Consider the following 19,346-nt stretch of genomic DNA (forward strand, 5'->3'; position numbering starts at 1 on the left):
AAAATAGAAGTATAAACTAAATGGAGAGAAATAAGGGGGATATAATGAGTAAAATAAGAAAAGCAATCATACCTGCAGCAGGATTAGGGACAAGGTTTTTACCTGCTACTAAAGCACAGCCAAAAGAAATGTTACCAATAGTAGACAAACCAACAATTCAATATATAGTAGAGGAAGCTGTTGCATCAGGAATAGAAGATATTATTATCGTAACAGGAAGAACTAAAAAAGCAATAGAAGACCATTTTGATAAATCGGTAGAATTGGAAATGGAACTAGAGAAGAAACAAAGTAAAAAGCTTTTAGAAATTGCAAGGTCAGTGTCTCAAATAGCTAACATTTATTATATACGACAAAAAGAACCAAAGGGCTTAGGTCATGCAGTCCTAACAGCTAAAACTTTTGTGGGAAATGAGCCATTTGCAGTACTACTTGGTGATGATGTCATTGATTCGGAGAAGCCAGCGCTTAAGCAAATGATAGATGTATATGAAAAATATAATGCCTCTGTTTTGGGTGTCCAAACAGTAGAAAGAAAAGACGTCAATAAATATGGAATAGTAGATGGAGTTCAATTAGATAGTCGTATTTATGAAGTAAAAAATATGGTGGAAAAACCACCTATAGATGAAGCACCAACCAATGTAGCAGTACTAGGAAGATACATTATTACTCCTAGAATATTTGACTACCTTGAAAAACAGGAAATAGGAGCAGGTGGAGAAATCCAACTTACAGATGCACTTAATAAATTGGCTAAAGAAGAGCCGATGTATGCATATGATTTTATTGGACATCGCTATGATGTAGGTAATAAAATGGGATTCCTCCAAGCAACTGTTGAATTTGCGTTAAAAAGACCAGAACTAAATGAAGAATTTAAAGCATATCTAAAAGAAATTGTAAAAACATTTTAAAGGATAAGGATAGTCTCCTTATCTTTTTTATTATCCAGCCATAATGAAGCCACATAATTAGATCCATAATTAAGACCTGTCCCCATAAGCTATGTCCCCATAAGTTAGGCATGAGTAAAGACCTGTCCCTATAAAACAACATAATAAATTGAGACCTGTCCCTAAAGAAAGTAAAGAAGCAAGTCGATATAAATGTTAAGGTTAGTTTTACTTAGGAGGAATCAAAAATGGGAAAACGTTGGTGTTACATACTGGGGACAGTTATTTTAAGCGTTGGTATGGGTATGACAACATTTGCAGAGATACCTGCATATCTTACAGAATCAGAATACAATGATATGTTATATGATAATTATACAGAAGATAGAGGAATCGTCGTAGAAAATTATCCAGAGCTAGGATATTTAGTATATAAGAATAGCCAAGGTAGAGAGATAACTTGTAATTACTATAAAGATGAATTAGTAGTTGAAAAGCAACCCTACTATGAGATGGAGGATAGGATAGGATATATTGATGAGATGTTTCCTAATTTTGAATATGACCCTAGAGATTCATCTATAACAAGTATTCAAGCAGGTGACAGCATTTATATTAGATTAAATAAAGATGGAATTGCAACTTATATCAGCGCATACAATGACTATTTAGTGCGTTATGGTAAGGTTGTTTCTTTCCAATATAATACAGGAGAAACAGCAAGTTTGCAGCTTCAGGATGACCAAGGAAACGTCTATGTTTATGATGTAGGACTTAATACACCCGTAACTAAAGGTAGTACATCAACTGCTTTAAGTGCTATTAAAACTGGAAGTTGGGTGAAAGTATTAGTCTGTCAAAAGATTTTAGGGGAAGGCATTATAGATGAGACTGTTCAAGAAATTGTAATTGATAATGATACAAGATACATTTCTAATATTTATAGGGGCCAGGTTACCTCTGTAGATACATTTAAGAAGATGCTTAACTTAAAAAATGCTCAGGCATTAGGGAAAACTAATTGGGGAGCATATAATAGTTTACTACGTATAGGAATAGATACTACTAATGTAGCAGCGTACCTTATTGGAAATCGTGTATCGCTAGATTATGTAAGTAGAAGCTTAAAAAATGCGGATGGATATGTGTATGTAGCAGCAGAAAACTATAAAGGAAAAGAAAATGCAATCAAGCTAAATTTCCAGAGTAAGCTTCAAACTACATTAGAACCGTCCCTAGTAACCTATGCTTCTGCAAATACGGTGAAATTATTATCAGGAGAAACCATTTATATCGCAGAAGATGCTATTGTAGTAAGAGATAAACGTTTAGTTGATGGTAACAGCATTATGGTAGGAGATACCTTGCAGGCTGTTGTTACTGGTGAGAACAAGCTAGCCATTGGAAATATAATGAGTGAGAAAACAACAGGTTCTTTAGAGGTATTTAGAGGAAGAATTAAACAAATTAAAGAAAGAGAGTCTTTCCAATTTGAAACTTTCTCATTACTACAAGATAATACATGGTACTATCATCCAACACCACATACTTTCTCAATAGATGCTAATACTAAGTTCTATACAGCAGAGGGTATTGTAGAAGATGGAATTGAGGCATTCCTAGATTATGGAGATAAATCAGAAGTAAGTAATGTTTATACAGTAGTGGCTATAGGCGATAAAGCTTATATGATTATTGATATGCCATATATAACGGAGTCTGTTAAGGGACAGGTCTATAAGGCTGCTGATGGTAGCATTCAAATTAAAGATGCATATTATTACCATAAACAGCAAAAGAAATGGGTTCAATATAGCAAGAAAAATACAGGGGCTACTATTAATCTTCAGTCTAATACTGTTATTTTAAAGGATGGTAAAGTAGTTCCAGCCCGTAGCCTAGAAGAAGGCGATATCATCAGTGCTATGGTTGAAACTAACTTAAAAGATTCTGCAGGCACGGTAAATGGTTATATCATCATTGTAGAGAACTAGGAGGTCAAAATGAAAAAAATACTAACACTGGGAATAAGTTTTATGTTATTTGCAACCTCGACCTTTGCAGCCGAAGGTGAGATGGGAAGCTTTGGTGGGATTACACCAGGGGTTAAATTAGAAACTTTAACTTCTATGGCGCAAACAAGTAAAAAATCCACTACGTCAAAATATACTTTACCTTATAAAGAGAATATTTATTTGACTGGCAAGGCAGAATTAGTAGAAGGAACAGTAACTATTTCGCCGGGCAAGGGTGTAGATAAAGAAAAAGCTGAAGGAACATATACTGAGAGATATGTTATGGAAGCTGCTAATACAGATGGTACAGTAAAGCTGACTAGAGATATTACTTTTGAAACGCAATACATATACGAAGCCAATAGAAAACAGACTACAAAAGTTACCAAAGCTAAAAAGTGGAAAGAAATTATTACAGTAAAAGGACAAAGCTATACCTTAGATAATACAAAATCTCAATACTCCAAGAGTGTATTAGAAGATGAAACACCAGGTGTACTTTACTATAGAGGTGATGTACACTATGAAGCTGTTTATGAAGGTGTAGGGAATCCAGGAGAAGAAAAAAACATTGTAATAGCAGTTAATGCACCTGTTTATGGTTACGAACAAGCATTTGCAAAAACAGAAACACAAAAGAGAGAGATAACCATAGATTTAGCTAGTGGTAAAGGCTATGCGGTAGAGGAAACACCAACAGTTACTGTATATAGAGATATACAATATGGGGCTAATGAACCAACTGCTATAAGCATGGCAGGAAACTACAAAGAAATTATCAGAAGCGAAGGTGCACTAAGTTATAATGTTTTACAAGGTAATATTGGGTTATATGATGATGAACTATCTGGCATGATGAATATAGAAAGTAGCCCTACAGTGGAACAACTTTCTATACCGACATCACTCAACCTTAAAGGACATCCAGCAGAAACTCAAATTAAGAAAATGTATAGCATGAAGATCTTTGATGAAAATCCACTTACTTTTTCACCAAATCAAATTGTGACAAAGAAAGAATATATAAAGATGCTTGTAAAAGCTCTTCAAATCCCATTGCCAGAAGAAAACAGCAAAAGTACACGTAGTTCCTCTAAAAAACAAGTAGAACCGTCCCCATTTAAAGACATTAGTGAAGGGGATAGTTATTATCCATATGCTGTTGCAGCTTATAAGGCAGGTCTTATTGATGGAGGATATTTTAATGGCAATACGAGTATGACCAGAGAACTTATGTATTTACTTAATGTAAAAGCAATAGGTTTAGAAAGACTAGGACTAGGAACTATGGATAGCTACACACCATTTGTAGACGATGGACAGATTTCTAGTTGGGCTAAATCTTCTATTTATGCAGCAAGTAATTTAGGTATTATTACACCTAGTAACGGCTATATACTTCCTAAAAAGTTAGTAACTAAAGCAGAGTGCGCTACTTTCTTAGATCAGTTAATTAACTATTTAAGATATGAATTGCAAAAAGACTATAATGATAAAATGCTAATAGGTTAATGAAATAATATAGTAATAAAATAGAAAAAGAGGGACGGTTCTTAAATTTTACATTTAAGAACCGTCCCTCTTTTTGTCCCTCTTTTTCTATTTTAATTAGTTAGTTTTTCAAGCGTATTAATGAGTTCTTCAGGAGACATAGTATTAGGAACATTAATTCGCTTTAAATTAGAAGCATCAAGAACCGTCCCTCTTTTTGCAAGTTTGGTAATTTGAAGATCAATGCCGAGTTCGGATAAAAGCTTTCTTGTGTATCTGGTGTTACGAAATTGTGGGTAGGCTACCACAAATACATCGCGTGGGCCTAGATTCTTTTCTATAATCCCTTTAGAACGTGAGATATGATATTGTACATCTTTTAAAGAAAGATAAGGAAGAGGGGTGTGATTATAACCGTGTGATTGAATATCGATTAAACCACTGTCTTCCATTTCTTTAGCAGCCTTCCAACCAAAGTGCCTTTCTGTATTTTCTTCTTCCATGAAATAGGGAGAAACAAAGAGTGTAGCTGGAATATTATATTTCTTATAAATAGGATAAGCGTTTGTATAGTTGTTTAAGTAGCCATCATCCATAGTGATTAAAATAGGCTTTTCGGGTAAACCGCTTACGCCATTTATATAGTCGTAAAGTACTTTGAAATTAATAGGTGTATATCCGTTATCTATCAATGTTTTCATTTGAGCATCAAATAATTTAGTTTCAACACAACTATTATTCTCTTCCTTAGCCACTATATCTGTAACTGTATGATACATCAAAATAGGAATATAATTTGCGCCGTACTCAGGTTGGTCACTAAGTGGAAAATCTACTAAAGTACGTTTGGCGCGTGAAATTGAATTTTCATTTTGAAATGTTAAGTCTACACTTTGTACTTCTATGACTTCACCAGCATCATTATAACCAAGAGCTTTAAGTCTCGTTATGCCGTTGGGCTCCATAGTTGTATCTATTTTAACTACATAAGGATAATAATTTTGCATAGTTATTTCTTGTTCTTCTAATCTGTAGTTTATATAGCTAAGTGTAGAAGAAGTATCGACTTGCCCGGAAGAGAAGGGAGAAAAGGTTGATTCAGGGGAAAGAAGAATTTCTTCTGTACCAGTAAGCGTATCATAACTATTTAACAAGGTATAAGGCGAAACAGAGGCTAAAGGAACATCTTTGATAGTAAGCCAAGGTTCAGCTAATAAACGGCCATAGATACTTTGATAGATAGTGTAATTAGGATTCGAAGGTTTAAGAGAAAAGTCATTTTCTAACCCTAGAGGATTCTTCATAAAAGAAGAAAAAATTTCAGTGCATTGAGGATAGCGAATAGCCAATAGATAGTAAAATGCATTAATTCCTTTTGAAGCTTCTAGCGTGTTATCTTTATAAGCACCTATAAAATCTTCTCTTACATATAGTTTCTTTAATCCTTTGAAATGTTCATAAACACTAGTTAATCTATTTAAATCTTCCAAAGAATTAATATTGATCCCGATGCTATATGTTAGCTCTAACGCATTGTACTGTTGAAGCTGAGACAAATTCTGAGGATATAAAATGAACTCTATTTTAGAAAGTGCTTGTTGATCTAGAAGTGTATATAATTTTTCATATAAATTAATATAAGCTTGTTCATCTAAAGATGAGCTTGCCAATAAAGAAACGGTTAACTTAGAAACATAAGGAGATAGAGTGGATAAATGATTAGCAACGGCCTCTAAAGCAGTTTCTTTTATATCAACAGCGATATTTATATTTTGTACAGTTACCTCCTTCTCATTATCAAAAGCTACAGATTCTAAAGTATCTATAAGTTGATTCTCTAAATTTGTTGTATAAAGTAATTGTGGCTGGAGGCTAAATACGGGAGTAACATTCTGATTGAGTCTCATAACTTCTAAAGTATCTTCATTATTACGAGGAGGTAGAGAGATGGTGTAACGTATAATTAATCCAATTATTCCTAATGAGAAGAATAAGAGAATGATGTATTTATATTTGAGTAATCTGTTAATTAACATAGCGCCTCCTTTGATATTAAGCATTTATCTTCTATTATAAATCATTTCTAGTCAAAAAATATAAAGAGAGAGTGAATATAGACAAAGAGAATGTAGCATGGTAGGTCAATATATTAAATAAATATTAAAATTATTAAATGAAACGTAATAAATAACGGGTGGTAAAATATTTTTAATTTACATAATTAATTACTTTAGTTACAAATAAATATTAATAAAATAAAATATAAAGAATAATTAGAAGTATTAAAAGGAAGTAAAAACCAATAAATTCCTGTTGAAAAAACTTGATATAATGTATATAATAACATTATCGACTTAAACAAACGAGGTTTTGGTTGAAGATAAATTAGTTCATATAAAGAGTTTTGAAATGCTAATTTATTAACATAACTATTTTACAAAGTTATATTACATATTTATTAAATGACAATAATATATTACATAATCAGGAGGATTTGACAATGAAATTACGTCAAAAATTAGCAGTTGTTTTAGCATCTGCAATGGTAATCACTTCAGTTCCAGTAGTAACTATGGCTGCATCTAACACATCAGTGTCTAAAGTTATTACAGTATCAAACGAAAATGTATTAGGAAGCACAGCTCCAACATTAAAAATCGAATTAAAAGATGCTGTAACATCAGGAACACAATTTTACCTTACATTAGAAAATGCTAAATGGGATGGAATTGGTACAGCAACAGATGTAAAAGCTGATGGTACTAAAGTAGCAGAATTAACACCAACTAGTGAAACAGAAGCTACAGTTAAATTAACAGCAGACGTTGCTGCAGATAAAGATTTAGCTATCTTATTATCAAATGTAAAAGTTACAGGAGAAGCTAAAATCTCTGTAGATGGTAACGATACAGAAATCTCTAGCACATCATCTCCAATCGTATTCGCTAACAAAAGCGATTCAAAAGCTACAGTAACAGCTAAAGATGATACAAAATTCTACACAACTTCATCTGCAGGTGAAAAAGTTGGTACTGTTGTAATCACAGAACAAGTTGCTGGTTCTTTAGTAACTACAGATGCAGCTAAAAGAACAGTTGAAATCGACGTAGAACACAATGACTTTGAATTTGGTTCATTAGCAGATATTAAAGTTAAAGGTTCAAAAGGTTTCTCTTCTTTAGGAGAAGTATCAGTTGACGCTAGCTTAGATAACGGAACTCTTGTAGTTGTTCTTCCAGAAGTAACTACAGCAGCTGGTAAAGGTGCATTCGAAATCACAGGAATTAGAGTTAAATCTACAGATAAAGCTCCAGAAACAGGTGACTTAAACGTAACAGTAACTGGTAAAGGTGATACTAAAGTAGAATCTAAAGAAGTTAAAGTAGCTACAGTAACAGAATACGGTACAGAGCTTACAGTAGATGCAAAAGATGAAGTAGTAGCTGGTAAATCTACAAAAGTTAAATTAACATACAAAGAATTAACAGCAGATAGCACAGCAACAGGTGATGTTGAGTTCTTATTAAGCCAAGGTTTCATTAAAGAATCAACAGTTCCAGCTGGCGCAACAAAAATCTACAAAGATTCTAAAAAACCAAAAGCTGAAGAAATCATTGGTTTCGTAATCAATTGTAATGGAACATCAGCTGTTGATAAATTCTTAGATAAAGCAGAAATCGAAATCGTAACAGAAATCGGTATGACAGGTGAAATTAAAGTTTCTACAAGTGGTCGTTTCGTAGAAGATCAAGAAGTAGTAGTAGCAGAAGTTGCTCCAAACTTCACAGTTGATACAGAAGCTATGACACTTAAAGTTGGTCAATCTAAACAAGTTGGTGGTAAATTAGTTCTTACAGAAGAAAAAGCAGGAGCTTTCGCTAGAGGAACTAAATTTGAAATCGAAATCCCAGCTGAAGAAGGTATCACATTAACAGAACTTCCAGAAGTATCTGCTACAAATGGTATGACAGTTAAAGCTAGCTGGAAAACAAAAGGTACAGCTACTACAGCAGCAGTTATCGAAGTAGAAGTAACTAAAGCTTCTAAAGAAGCAGCAGAAATTACTATTGAAGATCTTGAAGTTAAAGTAGATAGAACTGTTCCAGAAGGTACATATGATGTTAAATTAACAGTATCTAACTTAAACGGTACATTAGAAGTAGAAGACTTCCTTGTAATCGGAACTCCAAATACAGAAGATTTAGCATCTAACGGTCTTGCTAGAGGTACATCTTCATTTGTAATTGGTGAATCTAAATACACAGTGAACGGTGTAGAAAAAACTATGGATGCTGCATCTTACATCCAAGATCCAGGTTACACAATGGTGCCAATGAGATATGTTGCAGAAGCATTCGGTGTTAAAGCTAGCGATATCTTATTCTCAAAAGGTGTAACAACAATCTTCGCTGGAAACAGAACTATCCAACTTACAAACGGTAGTGACGTAGCAGTAGTAAATGGTGCTCAAATTAAAATGTCTACAAAAGTAGCAATCAAAGAAGGTAGAACATACGCTCCTATCGGAGAAGTAGCTCAACTTCTTGGTATCCAAAAAGCTTGGGATGCTACATCTAAAACAGCTACATTTACAAATAAATAATAAATAGCCTTTAGTGAGAGCTATTTCATAAAATAAAGGACTTATTAATATTGATTCCTTCAATATTAATAAGTCCTTTTTATCTATATGTAGATTTACAGCTTTAACTATAATAATAAATAACTAATAAAAATAAGATTTAACTTAAGTATATAAAAATAAAATATTTCATTTATGTAACAAAATAAATGTTTATATTGCCTTTTAAAAATAATATGATATATTTTATTTAGATTATATATTTTAGTAATTTCATAATCTATGGAATATATTACAATGAAGTTACAAAAAAAGTTATTTTATTGACTTAATATATTTCTGTATATATAATCAATTATGAAATTAATTTAAAATATTAACTTTAGTATATTATTATAAAGGGGGACGTTTAAATGAAATTACGTCAAAAATTAGCTGTTGTATTAGCATCAGCAATGGTAGTAACAGCTGTTCCAGTTGTAACTATGGCTGCTTCTACAACATCAGTAACAAAAACTATTACAGTTGCAAATGAAGATCCACTTGGAGCTGTGGCACCTGCATTAAACATCAAATTAACAGATGCAGTTACAACAAGAACTCAATTCTATATTACATTAGAAAATGCTAAATTTAATAAAACTAATGATGTATTAGATGCTATAGCAATTGGTTCTGCGAATACAGCAAACGGAGTTAGCGTAGTAGCAACAAGTGAAACAGAAGCTACAGTAGTTGTTGATCCATCAGACAAAGATAAAATTATTTCAATTTCTTTATCAACAGTAAAAGTTACAGGAGAAGCTAAAATCTCTGTAGATGGTAACGACACAGAAATCTCTAGCACATCATCTCCAATTGTATTCGCTAACAAAAGCGATTCAAAAGCAGTAGTAACAGTTAAAGATGATACAAAATTCTTTACAACTTCATCTGCTGGAGAAAAAGTTGGTACAATTGTTATCACAGAACAAGTTGCTGGTTCATTATTAAAAGATGCTGATGCAGATAGAACTATTGAAATCGAAATGGAACATAGTGATTTTGAATTTGTTGCAGGTACAGTAACACTTAAAGGTTCAAAAGGTTTCTCATCTTATGGATCAACTACTCTTACAGGAACACTTGATAAAGATAAACAAACTCTTACTCTTGTACTTCCAAAAGTAACAGATCCAGCTGGTAAAGGTGTATGGGAAATCTCTAACCTTAGAGTTAAATCTTTAGATAAATCACCAGAAACAGGTGACTTAAATGTATCGGTAGAAGGTAAAAACGATACAAAAGTAGAATACAAAGAAGTTAAAGTAGCTACAGTAGCAGAATATGGTACAGAGCTTACAGTAGCTGAAAAGAAAACTATCAAATCTGGTAAAGATGAGAAAGTTAAAATCACATACAAAGAAGTAACAGCTGATAGTACAGCTAAAGGTGAAGTAGAATTCACTCTTGACAAAGGATACTTTGAAAAAGCTAATCTTAAAAAAGAATTAGGAATTAGTGATGATGACCTTATCTATAAAGATATGAAAGACAAAAAAGACGATGAACTTATTGGTTTCGTAATCAAAACAGCTGGAAAAGATTCTGATGTAGAAAAATTCATCGATGGTAAAGAACTTAAAGTAATTACTAAACTTGATACAGAAGGTGACATCACACTTTCTACATATGGTCGTTATGTAGAAGAGCAAACAGTAGTAGTAGCAGAAGCTAAACCAAACTTTACAATTAAAGCAGAAGCTATGACACTTAAAGTTGGTCAATCTAAACAAGTTGGTGGTAAATTAGTTATCACAGAAAATGAAAAAGGTGCATTTGCTAAGAATTCTGTAATTACACTTAACCTTGCAGATGAAGATGGTATCTCTTTCACAGAGTTACCAAAAGTAACAGTTGATGGTTCATCTAAAGTTAAAGTAGATTGGAAAAATGGTAAATCTACTACAAGTGCAATTGAAATTACATTAACAAAAGCATCTAAAGATGAACCAGCTACAATCACTGTTGAAGGTGTAGAAGTTAAAGTTGATAGAACAGTTCCACAAGGTACTTATGAATTAAAACTTGGCGTAAGTGATTACAACGGAGAACTTAAATCTAAAGATTTCTTCGTAGTAGGAACACCTAACGTTGAAGAACTTGCTGCTAATGGTTTACCAAAAGGTACAGCTGCATTCACTATTGGTAGCAAAGAATATACAATCAATGGTAAAGTAGCTACTATGGATGCTGCTGCATACATTCAAGATCCAGGTTACACAATGGTTCCTGTAAGATATGTTGCAACTGCATTCGGTGTATCTGAAAAAGATATCTTATTCTCAGCTGGTACAGCTACAATCTTTGCTGGTTCTAGAACAGTTCAACTTACAGCTGGTAGTGATGTTGCAATCGTAAATGGTGCATCTATCAAATTAGCTACAAAAGTAGTTGTTAAAGATGGTAGAACATATGCTCCAGTAGGTGAAGTTGCTAAAATTCTTGGTATCACACCTAACTGGGATGCAACAACTAAAGTTGCTACATTTGAAAACAAATAATTCTAGGATTATCTAGAATTCTATAAAGATAAGAGCTAAGCAATGGCTTGGCTCTTATTTTTATGTTCCATAATAAAATAGTATAAAATGTTAATTGCTAGGTTTTTCCGGAAAAATATGATAAAATAGGAGGAGGTTATTATAGGAATAAGTGCTATTTGTAAGCAAATATAAAATACAATAGACAATATATAAAAAGGAGTGTAAAGAATGTCGCAATTAGATAAAGAGCAAAAGCTGGCAAAGCAGGAGAAAATAACTTTTCAGATACTATGGATACCCGTTATTATTTTACTAAGTATTGTTCCTTTAATTGTAAGACTAACAGGAGTGACAGTTAGTAAGACAGTAGAAAATTTTATACAAACACCAATATATGGTGATTTCTTTTCTCAGTATAAATCTGTAGGAATTATCTTACTATGTATAGCTATGGTCATACTGCTTTTTTTACTTTATCAAAAGGGTACAATGAAGAAAGATAAGCAGCTTATCCTATATGCAGGTGCTGCAGGAGTATTTTTAGTACTTTCCTTCATATCTGCTATTTGTTCTAGTTATAAAGATGTAGCCTTTTGGGGGCTACCTGACAGAGCAGAGGGTTTTGTGATGTTAGCGTGCTACATAATGATGTTTCTATATACAATTTATGTGTTTAGAAATACAAAAGATTATACATATATATTAGTTTCAATAAGCGTGTTAGTTATTATTCTCACAATACTAGGAGCCTTTCAATATTTTGGTCATGATTTACTCATGCAAAAGGGGATCATCAATAAGTGGGTTATGCCTGAAAAATATGCTGATTTAGTAGGAAATGTACAAGCGCAATATGAATCAGGTAAAATCTACGGAACACTGTATCATTACAACTATATGGGTAGTTTTGCTGCTATTATGGTTCCATTATTCATGACACTTACGTTATTTGTAAGAGGTTATAAAAGAAAAATAGCATTAGGAGTTATTGCTATTTGTTCCTTATTTCTTCTGTTAGGGAGTACTTCAAGAGCGGGGTTAGTTGGTGTAGCTATAAGCGTATTAGTTGCAATCATTGTATTTGCCAAGGTCATTATAAGGAAGTGGAAATTGACAGTGCCAGTAGTGGTGGGTTTAGGTGTTGTGCTTATAGGGTTTAATATACTTACTAATGGCACTATGTTCCAAAGAATTCCTACTCTTGTTCAGGATGCCTTTGGTATCTTTATGCCTGCAGATAAGAGTTTTAACTATAAAGAACATATTCCTGTGAAATCAATCACTTCACAAGATGGAACAACAATTATTGAGATGCAAAAAGGAACACTTATACTTACATATGTTGAAGATCGTTTGTTTATAGTTGATAATCAAGGCGAGCCAGTGAAATTTGATATACAGGATAATATAGGAAGCACAACAGATTCTAGGTTTAGCGAGTTACAATTCCAACTTATTAGTTTACAAGAAGAAAGCCAAGTTGCAGATGGTGCTATATTAATGTTTAATGGGCAAGAATGCTTCGTAGTTAGAATTAGTGAAGAACAAGGTGTTTACTTAGCGGATAACTATACCAATGAACCTTTAGTATTAGAAGAAGCACCTTATTGGGGCTTTGAAGGAAAAGAAAAATTAGGTTCAGCTCGTGGTTATATATGGTCACGTAGTTTGCCAATGCTAAAAGATACCATACTAATAGGAAATGGACCAGATACCTTTGCATTAGAATTTCCACAAAATGACCGCTTAGCAAAATGGTGGGCATATGATACACCTAACATGTTAGTAGATAAACCTCATAATCTATACTTACAAATTGCTTTAAATGAGGGGATATTAGCTTTACTAGCATTCCTCGTGCTGGTAGGTGCATATATAATAGATAGCTTTAGGCTTTATGCGCTTAAAAGTTACTATGAAGGTAAACAAATTGTAGGAATGGCAACTAGTTTGGGTATTATAGGTTATTTAGGAGCAGGGGTATTTAATGACTCTATTGTATCAGTAGCGCCTATCTTTTGGATCTTATTAGGAACAGGCGTAGCAATCAATTATATTAATAATAAAGAGCAAGTAGAAGTTAAAAAGAGAGTTGCCCATGCTACAGTAGATATAAAAACAAGAGAACATATTTAGCAGAAAAACAAGAGGTGCATTTTAGAACAAATCAATTTTAATAAAAGGGGATGAGTACAATCTGTTAAAGTAGATTGTACTCATCCCCTTTATTGTCATTTATAGCAAGTGATCTCTGCTTAATAAGCATTTTTATTAATAAACCCTTTAAAAATAGTCATTAAAATAATTTTGAGGTCTAACATAAAGTCCCAATTTTCAATGTAATATAAATCATGTTCAATACGTTCTTCGATAGAGGTATCTCCTCTAAGCCCATTTACTTGTGCCCATCCTGTGATACCGGGACGTACCTGATGCTTAATCATATAACGAGGTATTTCTTCTTTAAATTTCTCAACAAAATAAGGTCTTTCCGGTCTGGGGCCTACTACAGACATATCACCCTTTAGGACATTATAGAATTGAGGAAGCTCATCTATACTTGTTTTTCTCATAATATTGCCCCACCAGGTTTTTCGAGGGTCATCCTTAGTAGTCCATTTGTCTTGTTCGTCATCATCGGTTTGAACACGCATAGAACGGAATTTATACATATAAAAACTTTGACGATTGATACCAACCCGCTCTTGCTTAAAGAAAATAGGCCCCTTAGAAGAAAACTTAATCATAAGTGCACTAAATAAAAAAAGAGGGCTAGTAATAGTGAGAGCTACGATGGAAAAGAGGATGTCGAAGCTGCGTTTTAAAAAGGCTTTGAATAAATTATCTAGAGGAATATGTCTTGTATCAATGATGGGAAGACCATCTAAATCATCTATGTAAGGTTTTGCCGGAATATATCTGTAATAGTAAGGAATAATGTGTGTTTTTATTCCAGCTTTCTCGCAGCATCGTAAAATATAACCTAATTGAGGCGTTTTACTTTCTTCCAGAGCAATCATAGCAATATCAATGTAAAATTGCTGAAAAATATCCGGTAATTCTTCTATATTACCAAGTATGCGATAGCCACAGAAAGCATTGCTTTTTCTTCCATCAGAACGAATACATCCTACAATATTATACCCCCAAGCGGGGTGAGTTTGTACCTTTTCAATAAGATGATTACTCATTGAAGAGGTTCCAATAATTAAACAATGCTTCAAATTATAGCCCTTTTTACGATATTTTCTAAGGATAAAACGTATAAAACCACGATATGAGATGGTTAAAGTACAGTTAATGATGACAAAAAATAAAAGTGTTTTTCTAGAAAAATGCATTTCTTTAAAAAGGTACAGAGCAACTATAAATAATAGGTTAGCAACAATATTAGTGCAAATAATAACTAAGGCCTCACTAGAAAAAGATTTTGTGCGCTTGGAACTATAAAGGTCGAACCAACTATACAAAATCAAATAAATAGGGATGCTTAAACAAATGGTGCCTAGAGATTGTAATAGTGTAAAAGTAGGAATACCGTCCTTTAATAGTTCGAATCTTATTTCATAAGCTATAATATAAGAAAGTATTAAAACAACTAAATCCAAAAAGATTTGTAGACCGTTAAAATACTTTTGATTTTCTCGAATCATGATTTCCTCCTATAAACAATAATATATGATAGAAACTCAAAAAATATCACTATATTATAGCATAAAATATAAAGGAAATGTCTAAAAACCTTATATTATAAAGGAATTGTAACTAGAATGTTATAGAATAATGCAGATTTAGATGGTATACTATATTATGAGAATATGTACATAATGTTAATAAAAGTGGAAAATAGTATTATTAATAATAAGTACGACTTACTAGGAGGTAGAAGATGAAAGTTGTAGCAGTAATTATGGCTGGAGGGAAGGGTGAACGCTTTTGGCCTAAAAGCAGACGTACAATGCCAAAACAATTTTTAAGTTTAACTGATGATGGTAAGACTATGATTCAACATACCATAGAACGCATCAAACCGTTAGTAGCTATTGAGGATGTCTTTGTAGTGACCAATAAGGATTATGCAAGTTTAGTGAAAGAACAACTTACAGGGCTACCACAAGAAAATATACTGCTAGAGCCTGCTGCTAGAAATACAGCACCCTGTGTAGGTTTAGCAGCTACATATATTAGAAAAAAATATAAAGATGCCATTATGCTAGTACTTCCTTCAGATCATTTAATTAAATTTAATGGTATTTTTATTAATACTTTAAGAGATGCCATTCAAGTAGCAACCGAAGGTCAGAATATGGTAACTATAGGAATTACACCTAACTATCCAGAAACAGGATATGGTTATATTAATTTTGGTGAAGAAAAAGAGGGAGCCAGTAACGTTTATAAGGTAGAACGTTTTGTGGAAAAACCAAACTTACAGTTAGCTAAGGAGTACTTAGATTCAGGCAAATATCTATGGAATAGTGGAATGTTTGTATGGAAAGCGTCTACTATTTTGATGCAATTTGAGAAATGTTTGCCTGATATGTATAAAGGTTTAATTAAAATAGAAGAAACCATTGGGACTAATCAAGAAGAAGAGATATTAACACAAGAATTCATTAATTTTAAGTCAGAATCAATAGATTACGGTATTATGGAAAAAGCGAAGGATATTTATACAATACCAGGAGGCTTTGGTTGGGATGATGTAGGCAGTTGGTTAGCTTTAGAACGTTTTAATAGAAGCAATGAGGATGGCAATGTAGTAAGTGGTAATGTTATTAGCATTAATACTAAAAATGCCATCGTACAAGGTTCAGACAAGCTAATTGCAACTATTGGGGTAGAAAATCTCATTATTGTAGATACAGAGGATGCTATGCTTATTTGTGCTAAAGATAGCACTCAAGATGTGAAGAAGGTCATTGAAAACTTAAAAATTTGTAATCGCAACGAATACCTATAGGGTTAGTACATACATAAACAAAAGGATAAGATGTTTCCTAGGAAATAAATAAAGGTGAAAGAGGTATCAAAAATGAAAAAAGCATTAATTACAGGAATCAATGGACAAGATGGATCATATTTAGCAGAGTTATTATTAGAAAAAGGCTATGAAGTATATGGCATCATGAGAAGAAAGAGTGTTGTGGACTATGGCAATGTGGAACATATTAAAGATAAAATTAAATTTATTTATGCAGATATGACAGATGCTATCTCTCTTATTAATGCAATGAGAATTTCACAAGCTGATGAAGTATATAACTTAGCAGCACAATCTTTTGTTGCAACTTCATGGGAACAACCAATTGCAACAGCAGAAATCGATGGTGTAGGTGTAACAAACATGCTTGAGGCAATTAGAACTGTAAAACCAGAAGCAAGATTCTATCAAGCTTCTACAAGTGAAATGTTTGGCCTTGTTCAAGAAACCCCTCAAAAAGAAACAACACCATTTTATCCAAGAAGTCCATATGGTGTTGCTAAACTATATGGTCACTGGATTACTAAAAACTATAGAGAAAGCTATGACTTATATGCTTGTTCAGGTATATTATTTAATCATGAATCAGAAAGACGTGGGAAAGAATTCGTTACACGTAAGATTACTGATGCAGTAGCACGTATCAAACATGGTATTCAAGATCACTTAGAGCTTGGAAACATGGATGCAAAGCGTGACTGGGGCCACTCAAAAGACTATGTAGAAGCTATGTGGCTCATGCTTCAACAAGATAAGGCCGATGATTATGTTATTGCGACCAATGAAACACGAACAGTACGTGAATTCGTAGAAATTGCTTTTAAAACTGTAGACATCGATGTAGAATGGCAAGGAGAAGGTGTAGAAGAGATTGGTATTGATAAAGCAACTGGTAAAACAATCGTTAAGATTAATCCAGTATTCTTTAGACCAGCTGAAGTGGAAATCCTACTTGGTGATGCAACTAAAGCAGAAAAGGCATTAGGCTGGGAAAGAAAAATATCATTTGCCGAGCTTGTAGAAAGAATGGTTAAAAATGATGTGGAACTTGTAGCTAAAGAAATTAAATATAATAACCTATAAGAGCTAGGAGAAAAAGATGAGAGCACTTATAACTGGAGTAGATGGTTTCGTAGGGTACTACCTTACAAACCATCTTTTAGAACAAGGTGATGAGGTTTTTGGAACCACTATTTTACCTAAATATAAAAACGAGGCCATACAGGTTTATAAGATGAATCTATTGGATGAACAAAACGTAATAAATGTTATACAAGAAATTAGACCTGATGTGATTTATCACTTAGCAGGACAAAGTGCAGTAGGGCTATCTTGGGATAAGCCCGTATTAACTATGAATATTAATGTTAATGGGACGATACATTTATTAGAAGCTATAAGAAAACATTGCATAGATACTAAAGTATTGGTGATTGGTTCTAGTGATCAATATGGGTTTATTAAAGCAGAAGAATGTCCTATTAAAGAAGAAAAGACTTTAAAGCCTGTTAGCCCTTATGGTATTAGTAAGATGACACAAGAGCAAATTGCTAGCCTGTATGTTAAGTCATATGGAATGAAGATTGTTATGGTAAGGGCCTTTAATCATATAGGGCCAAGGCAAGGAAAAAATTTCGTGGTTGCAGATTTTGCAAGTAAAGTCGCAGAGATTGAAAGAGGTGCCGATCCTATTATTAGAGTAGGTAACTTAGAAGCTTATAGAGATTTTACAGATGTACGAGATATTGTACGTGGATACCATTTGCTTATAAACCAAGGGCATATAGGTGAAGTTTATAATATTGGTTCTGGCAAACCGATTAAAATAAAGTATATACTAGATGAGTTAATAAAAAAATCAACATCTCCTATAAGGGTAGAGATTGATGAAAATAAATTACGCCCTATAGATATACCGATAATACAGTGTGATAATTCCAAGATTAGGGAACATGTAGGTTGGAAACCAATAAATTCTATAGATGATACATTAGAATCTATATTGGAATACTGGAGAACAAAGGGAGAGTAATACGTATGTTAAAAAGGTTAAAAGAAATTATTGCTTACAAAGAAATGATAAAAAGCTTTGTAAAAAAAGATTTAAATACAAGATATAAAGGTTCTTTTTTAGGATTTTTATGGACATTTGTCAATCCATTATTGCAATTAATAGTATATTCGATAATTTTTCCACAGATAATGAAATTTTCTCAAGATAACTACTCAATGTTTCTATTTGTAGCTTTAATTCCATGGAGTTATTTTACATCGTGTCTTCAGGGTAGTGCTAGCATAATAATAGGCAATAGCAATCTTGTAACAAAAATATACTTTCCTAGAGAGGTTATCCCTATTTCATTTACAATAAGTGGGTTAATTAATATGTTCTATAGTTATTTAATAGTATTTCCAATGTTAATTTTATTTAAAATACCTATTACATGGAACATATTATGGTTACCCTTTTTATTTATATTTCAAATGATAATGTGTTTAGGATTTAGTATGCTGATTTCAAGCCTAAATGTGTATTTTAGAGATGTGGAGCACATTATAGGAATATTAGTTTTAGCAATATATTTTATGACTCCAGTTATATATGATATTAATATGATGCCAGAGTCTTTTGGAACAATATTGAAATTAAATCCAATGACAGGTTTTATTACTGCATATAGAGAAGTTTTATATTATGGAAATGGGCTTGACATTCAACAAATTTCTTATTCTTTAATAATGTCATTTGTTATTTTTGGATTAGGTTATACTGTGTTTTCTAAATTGCAGAAAGGATTTGCTGAGATTTTGTAGGTGGGTGATAAAGAGATATGGATAATATTATAAGTATAA

12 protein-coding genes are annotated in these 19,346 nt (G+C 32.8%); 10 read left to right on the top strand and 2 right to left on the bottom strand.

What is annotated here, in order from left to right; all coding sequences use genetic code 11:
• The first annotated feature begins 44 nt into the window (after nucleotides 1–44).
• From galU to QTL86_RS20945, 3 genes are all read left to right on the top strand, one after another.
• Nucleotides 45–917 (top strand): UTP--glucose-1-phosphate uridylyltransferase GalU, encoded by an 873-nt coding sequence (gene galU / locus QTL86_RS20935; protein WP_410495962.1) that lies wholly within the window; start codon nucleotides 45–47, stop codon nucleotides 915–917.
• Nucleotides 918–1,144: 227 nt separating this feature from the next.
• The gene (locus QTL86_RS20940; RefSeq protein ID WP_410495963.1) at nucleotides 1,145–2,890 is read left to right on the top strand and encodes a hypothetical protein; all 1,746 of its coding nucleotides are present in this window, start codon (nucleotides 1,145–1,147) and stop codon (nucleotides 2,888–2,890) included.
• 9 nt (nucleotides 2,891–2,899) lie between these two features.
• Complete coding sequence (locus tag QTL86_RS20945; RefSeq protein WP_410495964.1) at nucleotides 2,900–4,423, top strand: S-layer homology domain-containing protein; 1,524 nt, start codon at nucleotides 2,900–2,902, stop codon at nucleotides 4,421–4,423.
• A 92-nt stretch (nucleotides 4,424–4,515) separates the two neighbouring features.
• Here QTL86_RS20945 and QTL86_RS20950 read toward each other — a convergent pair whose 3' ends face one another.
• Complete coding sequence (locus tag QTL86_RS20950) at nucleotides 4,516–6,438, bottom strand: polysaccharide deacetylase family protein (RefSeq protein ID WP_190283436.1); 1,923 nt, start codon at nucleotides 6,436–6,438, stop codon at nucleotides 4,516–4,518.
• 464 nt (nucleotides 6,439–6,902) lie between these two features.
• Here QTL86_RS20950 and QTL86_RS20955 point away from each other — a divergent pair, with 464 nt between their 5' ends.
• The 3 genes from QTL86_RS20955 to QTL86_RS20965 all read left to right on the top strand — a co-directional run bounded on the left by QTL86_RS20955 (nucleotide 6,903) and on the right by QTL86_RS20965 (nucleotide 13,645).
• The gene (locus QTL86_RS20955; RefSeq protein WP_127064672.1) at nucleotides 6,903–9,005 is read left to right on the top strand and encodes a stalk domain-containing protein; all 2,103 of its coding nucleotides are present in this window, start codon (nucleotides 6,903–6,905) and stop codon (nucleotides 9,003–9,005) included.
• Nucleotides 9,006–9,397: 392 nt separating this feature from the next.
• Nucleotides 9,398–11,527: a stalk domain-containing protein gene (locus tag QTL86_RS20960; protein WP_127064671.1), complete on the top strand. Its 2,130-nt coding sequence runs from the start codon at nucleotides 9,398–9,400 to the stop codon at nucleotides 11,525–11,527.
• A gap of 210 nt (nucleotides 11,528–11,737) precedes the next feature.
• Nucleotides 11,738–13,645 carry an O-antigen ligase family protein gene (locus QTL86_RS20965; RefSeq protein WP_127064670.1) on the top strand — a complete coding sequence of 636 codons (1,908 nt, stop codon included), beginning with the start codon at nucleotides 11,738–11,740 and terminating at the stop codon, nucleotides 13,643–13,645.
• 119 nt (nucleotides 13,646–13,764) lie between these two features.
• Here QTL86_RS20965 and QTL86_RS20970 read toward each other — a convergent pair whose 3' ends face one another.
• Complete coding sequence (locus QTL86_RS20970; protein WP_127064669.1) at nucleotides 13,765–15,162, bottom strand: undecaprenyl-phosphate glucose phosphotransferase; 1,398 nt, start codon at nucleotides 15,160–15,162, stop codon at nucleotides 13,765–13,767.
• A 236-nt stretch (nucleotides 15,163–15,398) separates the two neighbouring features.
• On the opposite strand from QTL86_RS20970, the gene QTL86_RS20975 reads away from it, so the two are divergent.
• From QTL86_RS20975 to QTL86_RS20990, 4 genes are all read left to right on the top strand, one after another.
• A complete protein-coding gene (locus QTL86_RS20975; protein WP_127064668.1) occupies nucleotides 15,399–16,472 on the top strand; it encodes a mannose-1-phosphate guanylyltransferase in 1,074 nt (357 codons plus the stop codon).
• A 72-nt stretch (nucleotides 16,473–16,544) separates the two neighbouring features.
• Nucleotides 16,545–17,576, top strand: coding sequence for a GDP-mannose 4,6-dehydratase (gene gmd, locus QTL86_RS20980; RefSeq protein WP_410495965.1), 1,032 nt, complete (start codon nucleotides 16,545–16,547; stop codon nucleotides 17,574–17,576).
• Nucleotides 17,577–17,592: 16 nt separating this feature from the next.
• The gene (locus tag QTL86_RS20985; RefSeq protein ID WP_127064666.1) at nucleotides 17,593–18,525 is read left to right on the top strand and encodes a GDP-mannose 4,6-dehydratase; all 933 of its coding nucleotides are present in this window, start codon (nucleotides 17,593–17,595) and stop codon (nucleotides 18,523–18,525) included.
• A 5-nt stretch (nucleotides 18,526–18,530) separates the two neighbouring features.
• Nucleotides 18,531–19,307: an ABC transporter permease gene (locus tag QTL86_RS20990; RefSeq protein ID WP_127064665.1), complete on the top strand. Its 777-nt coding sequence runs from the start codon at nucleotides 18,531–18,533 to the stop codon at nucleotides 19,305–19,307.
• Nucleotides 19,308–19,346: the final 39 nt, after the last annotated feature.

The sequence above is a fragment of the Cellulosilyticum sp. ST5 genome (assembly GCF_046529625.1).
Classification (GTDB): Bacteria; Bacillota; Clostridia; order Lachnospirales; family Cellulosilyticaceae; genus Cellulosilyticum; species Cellulosilyticum lentocellum.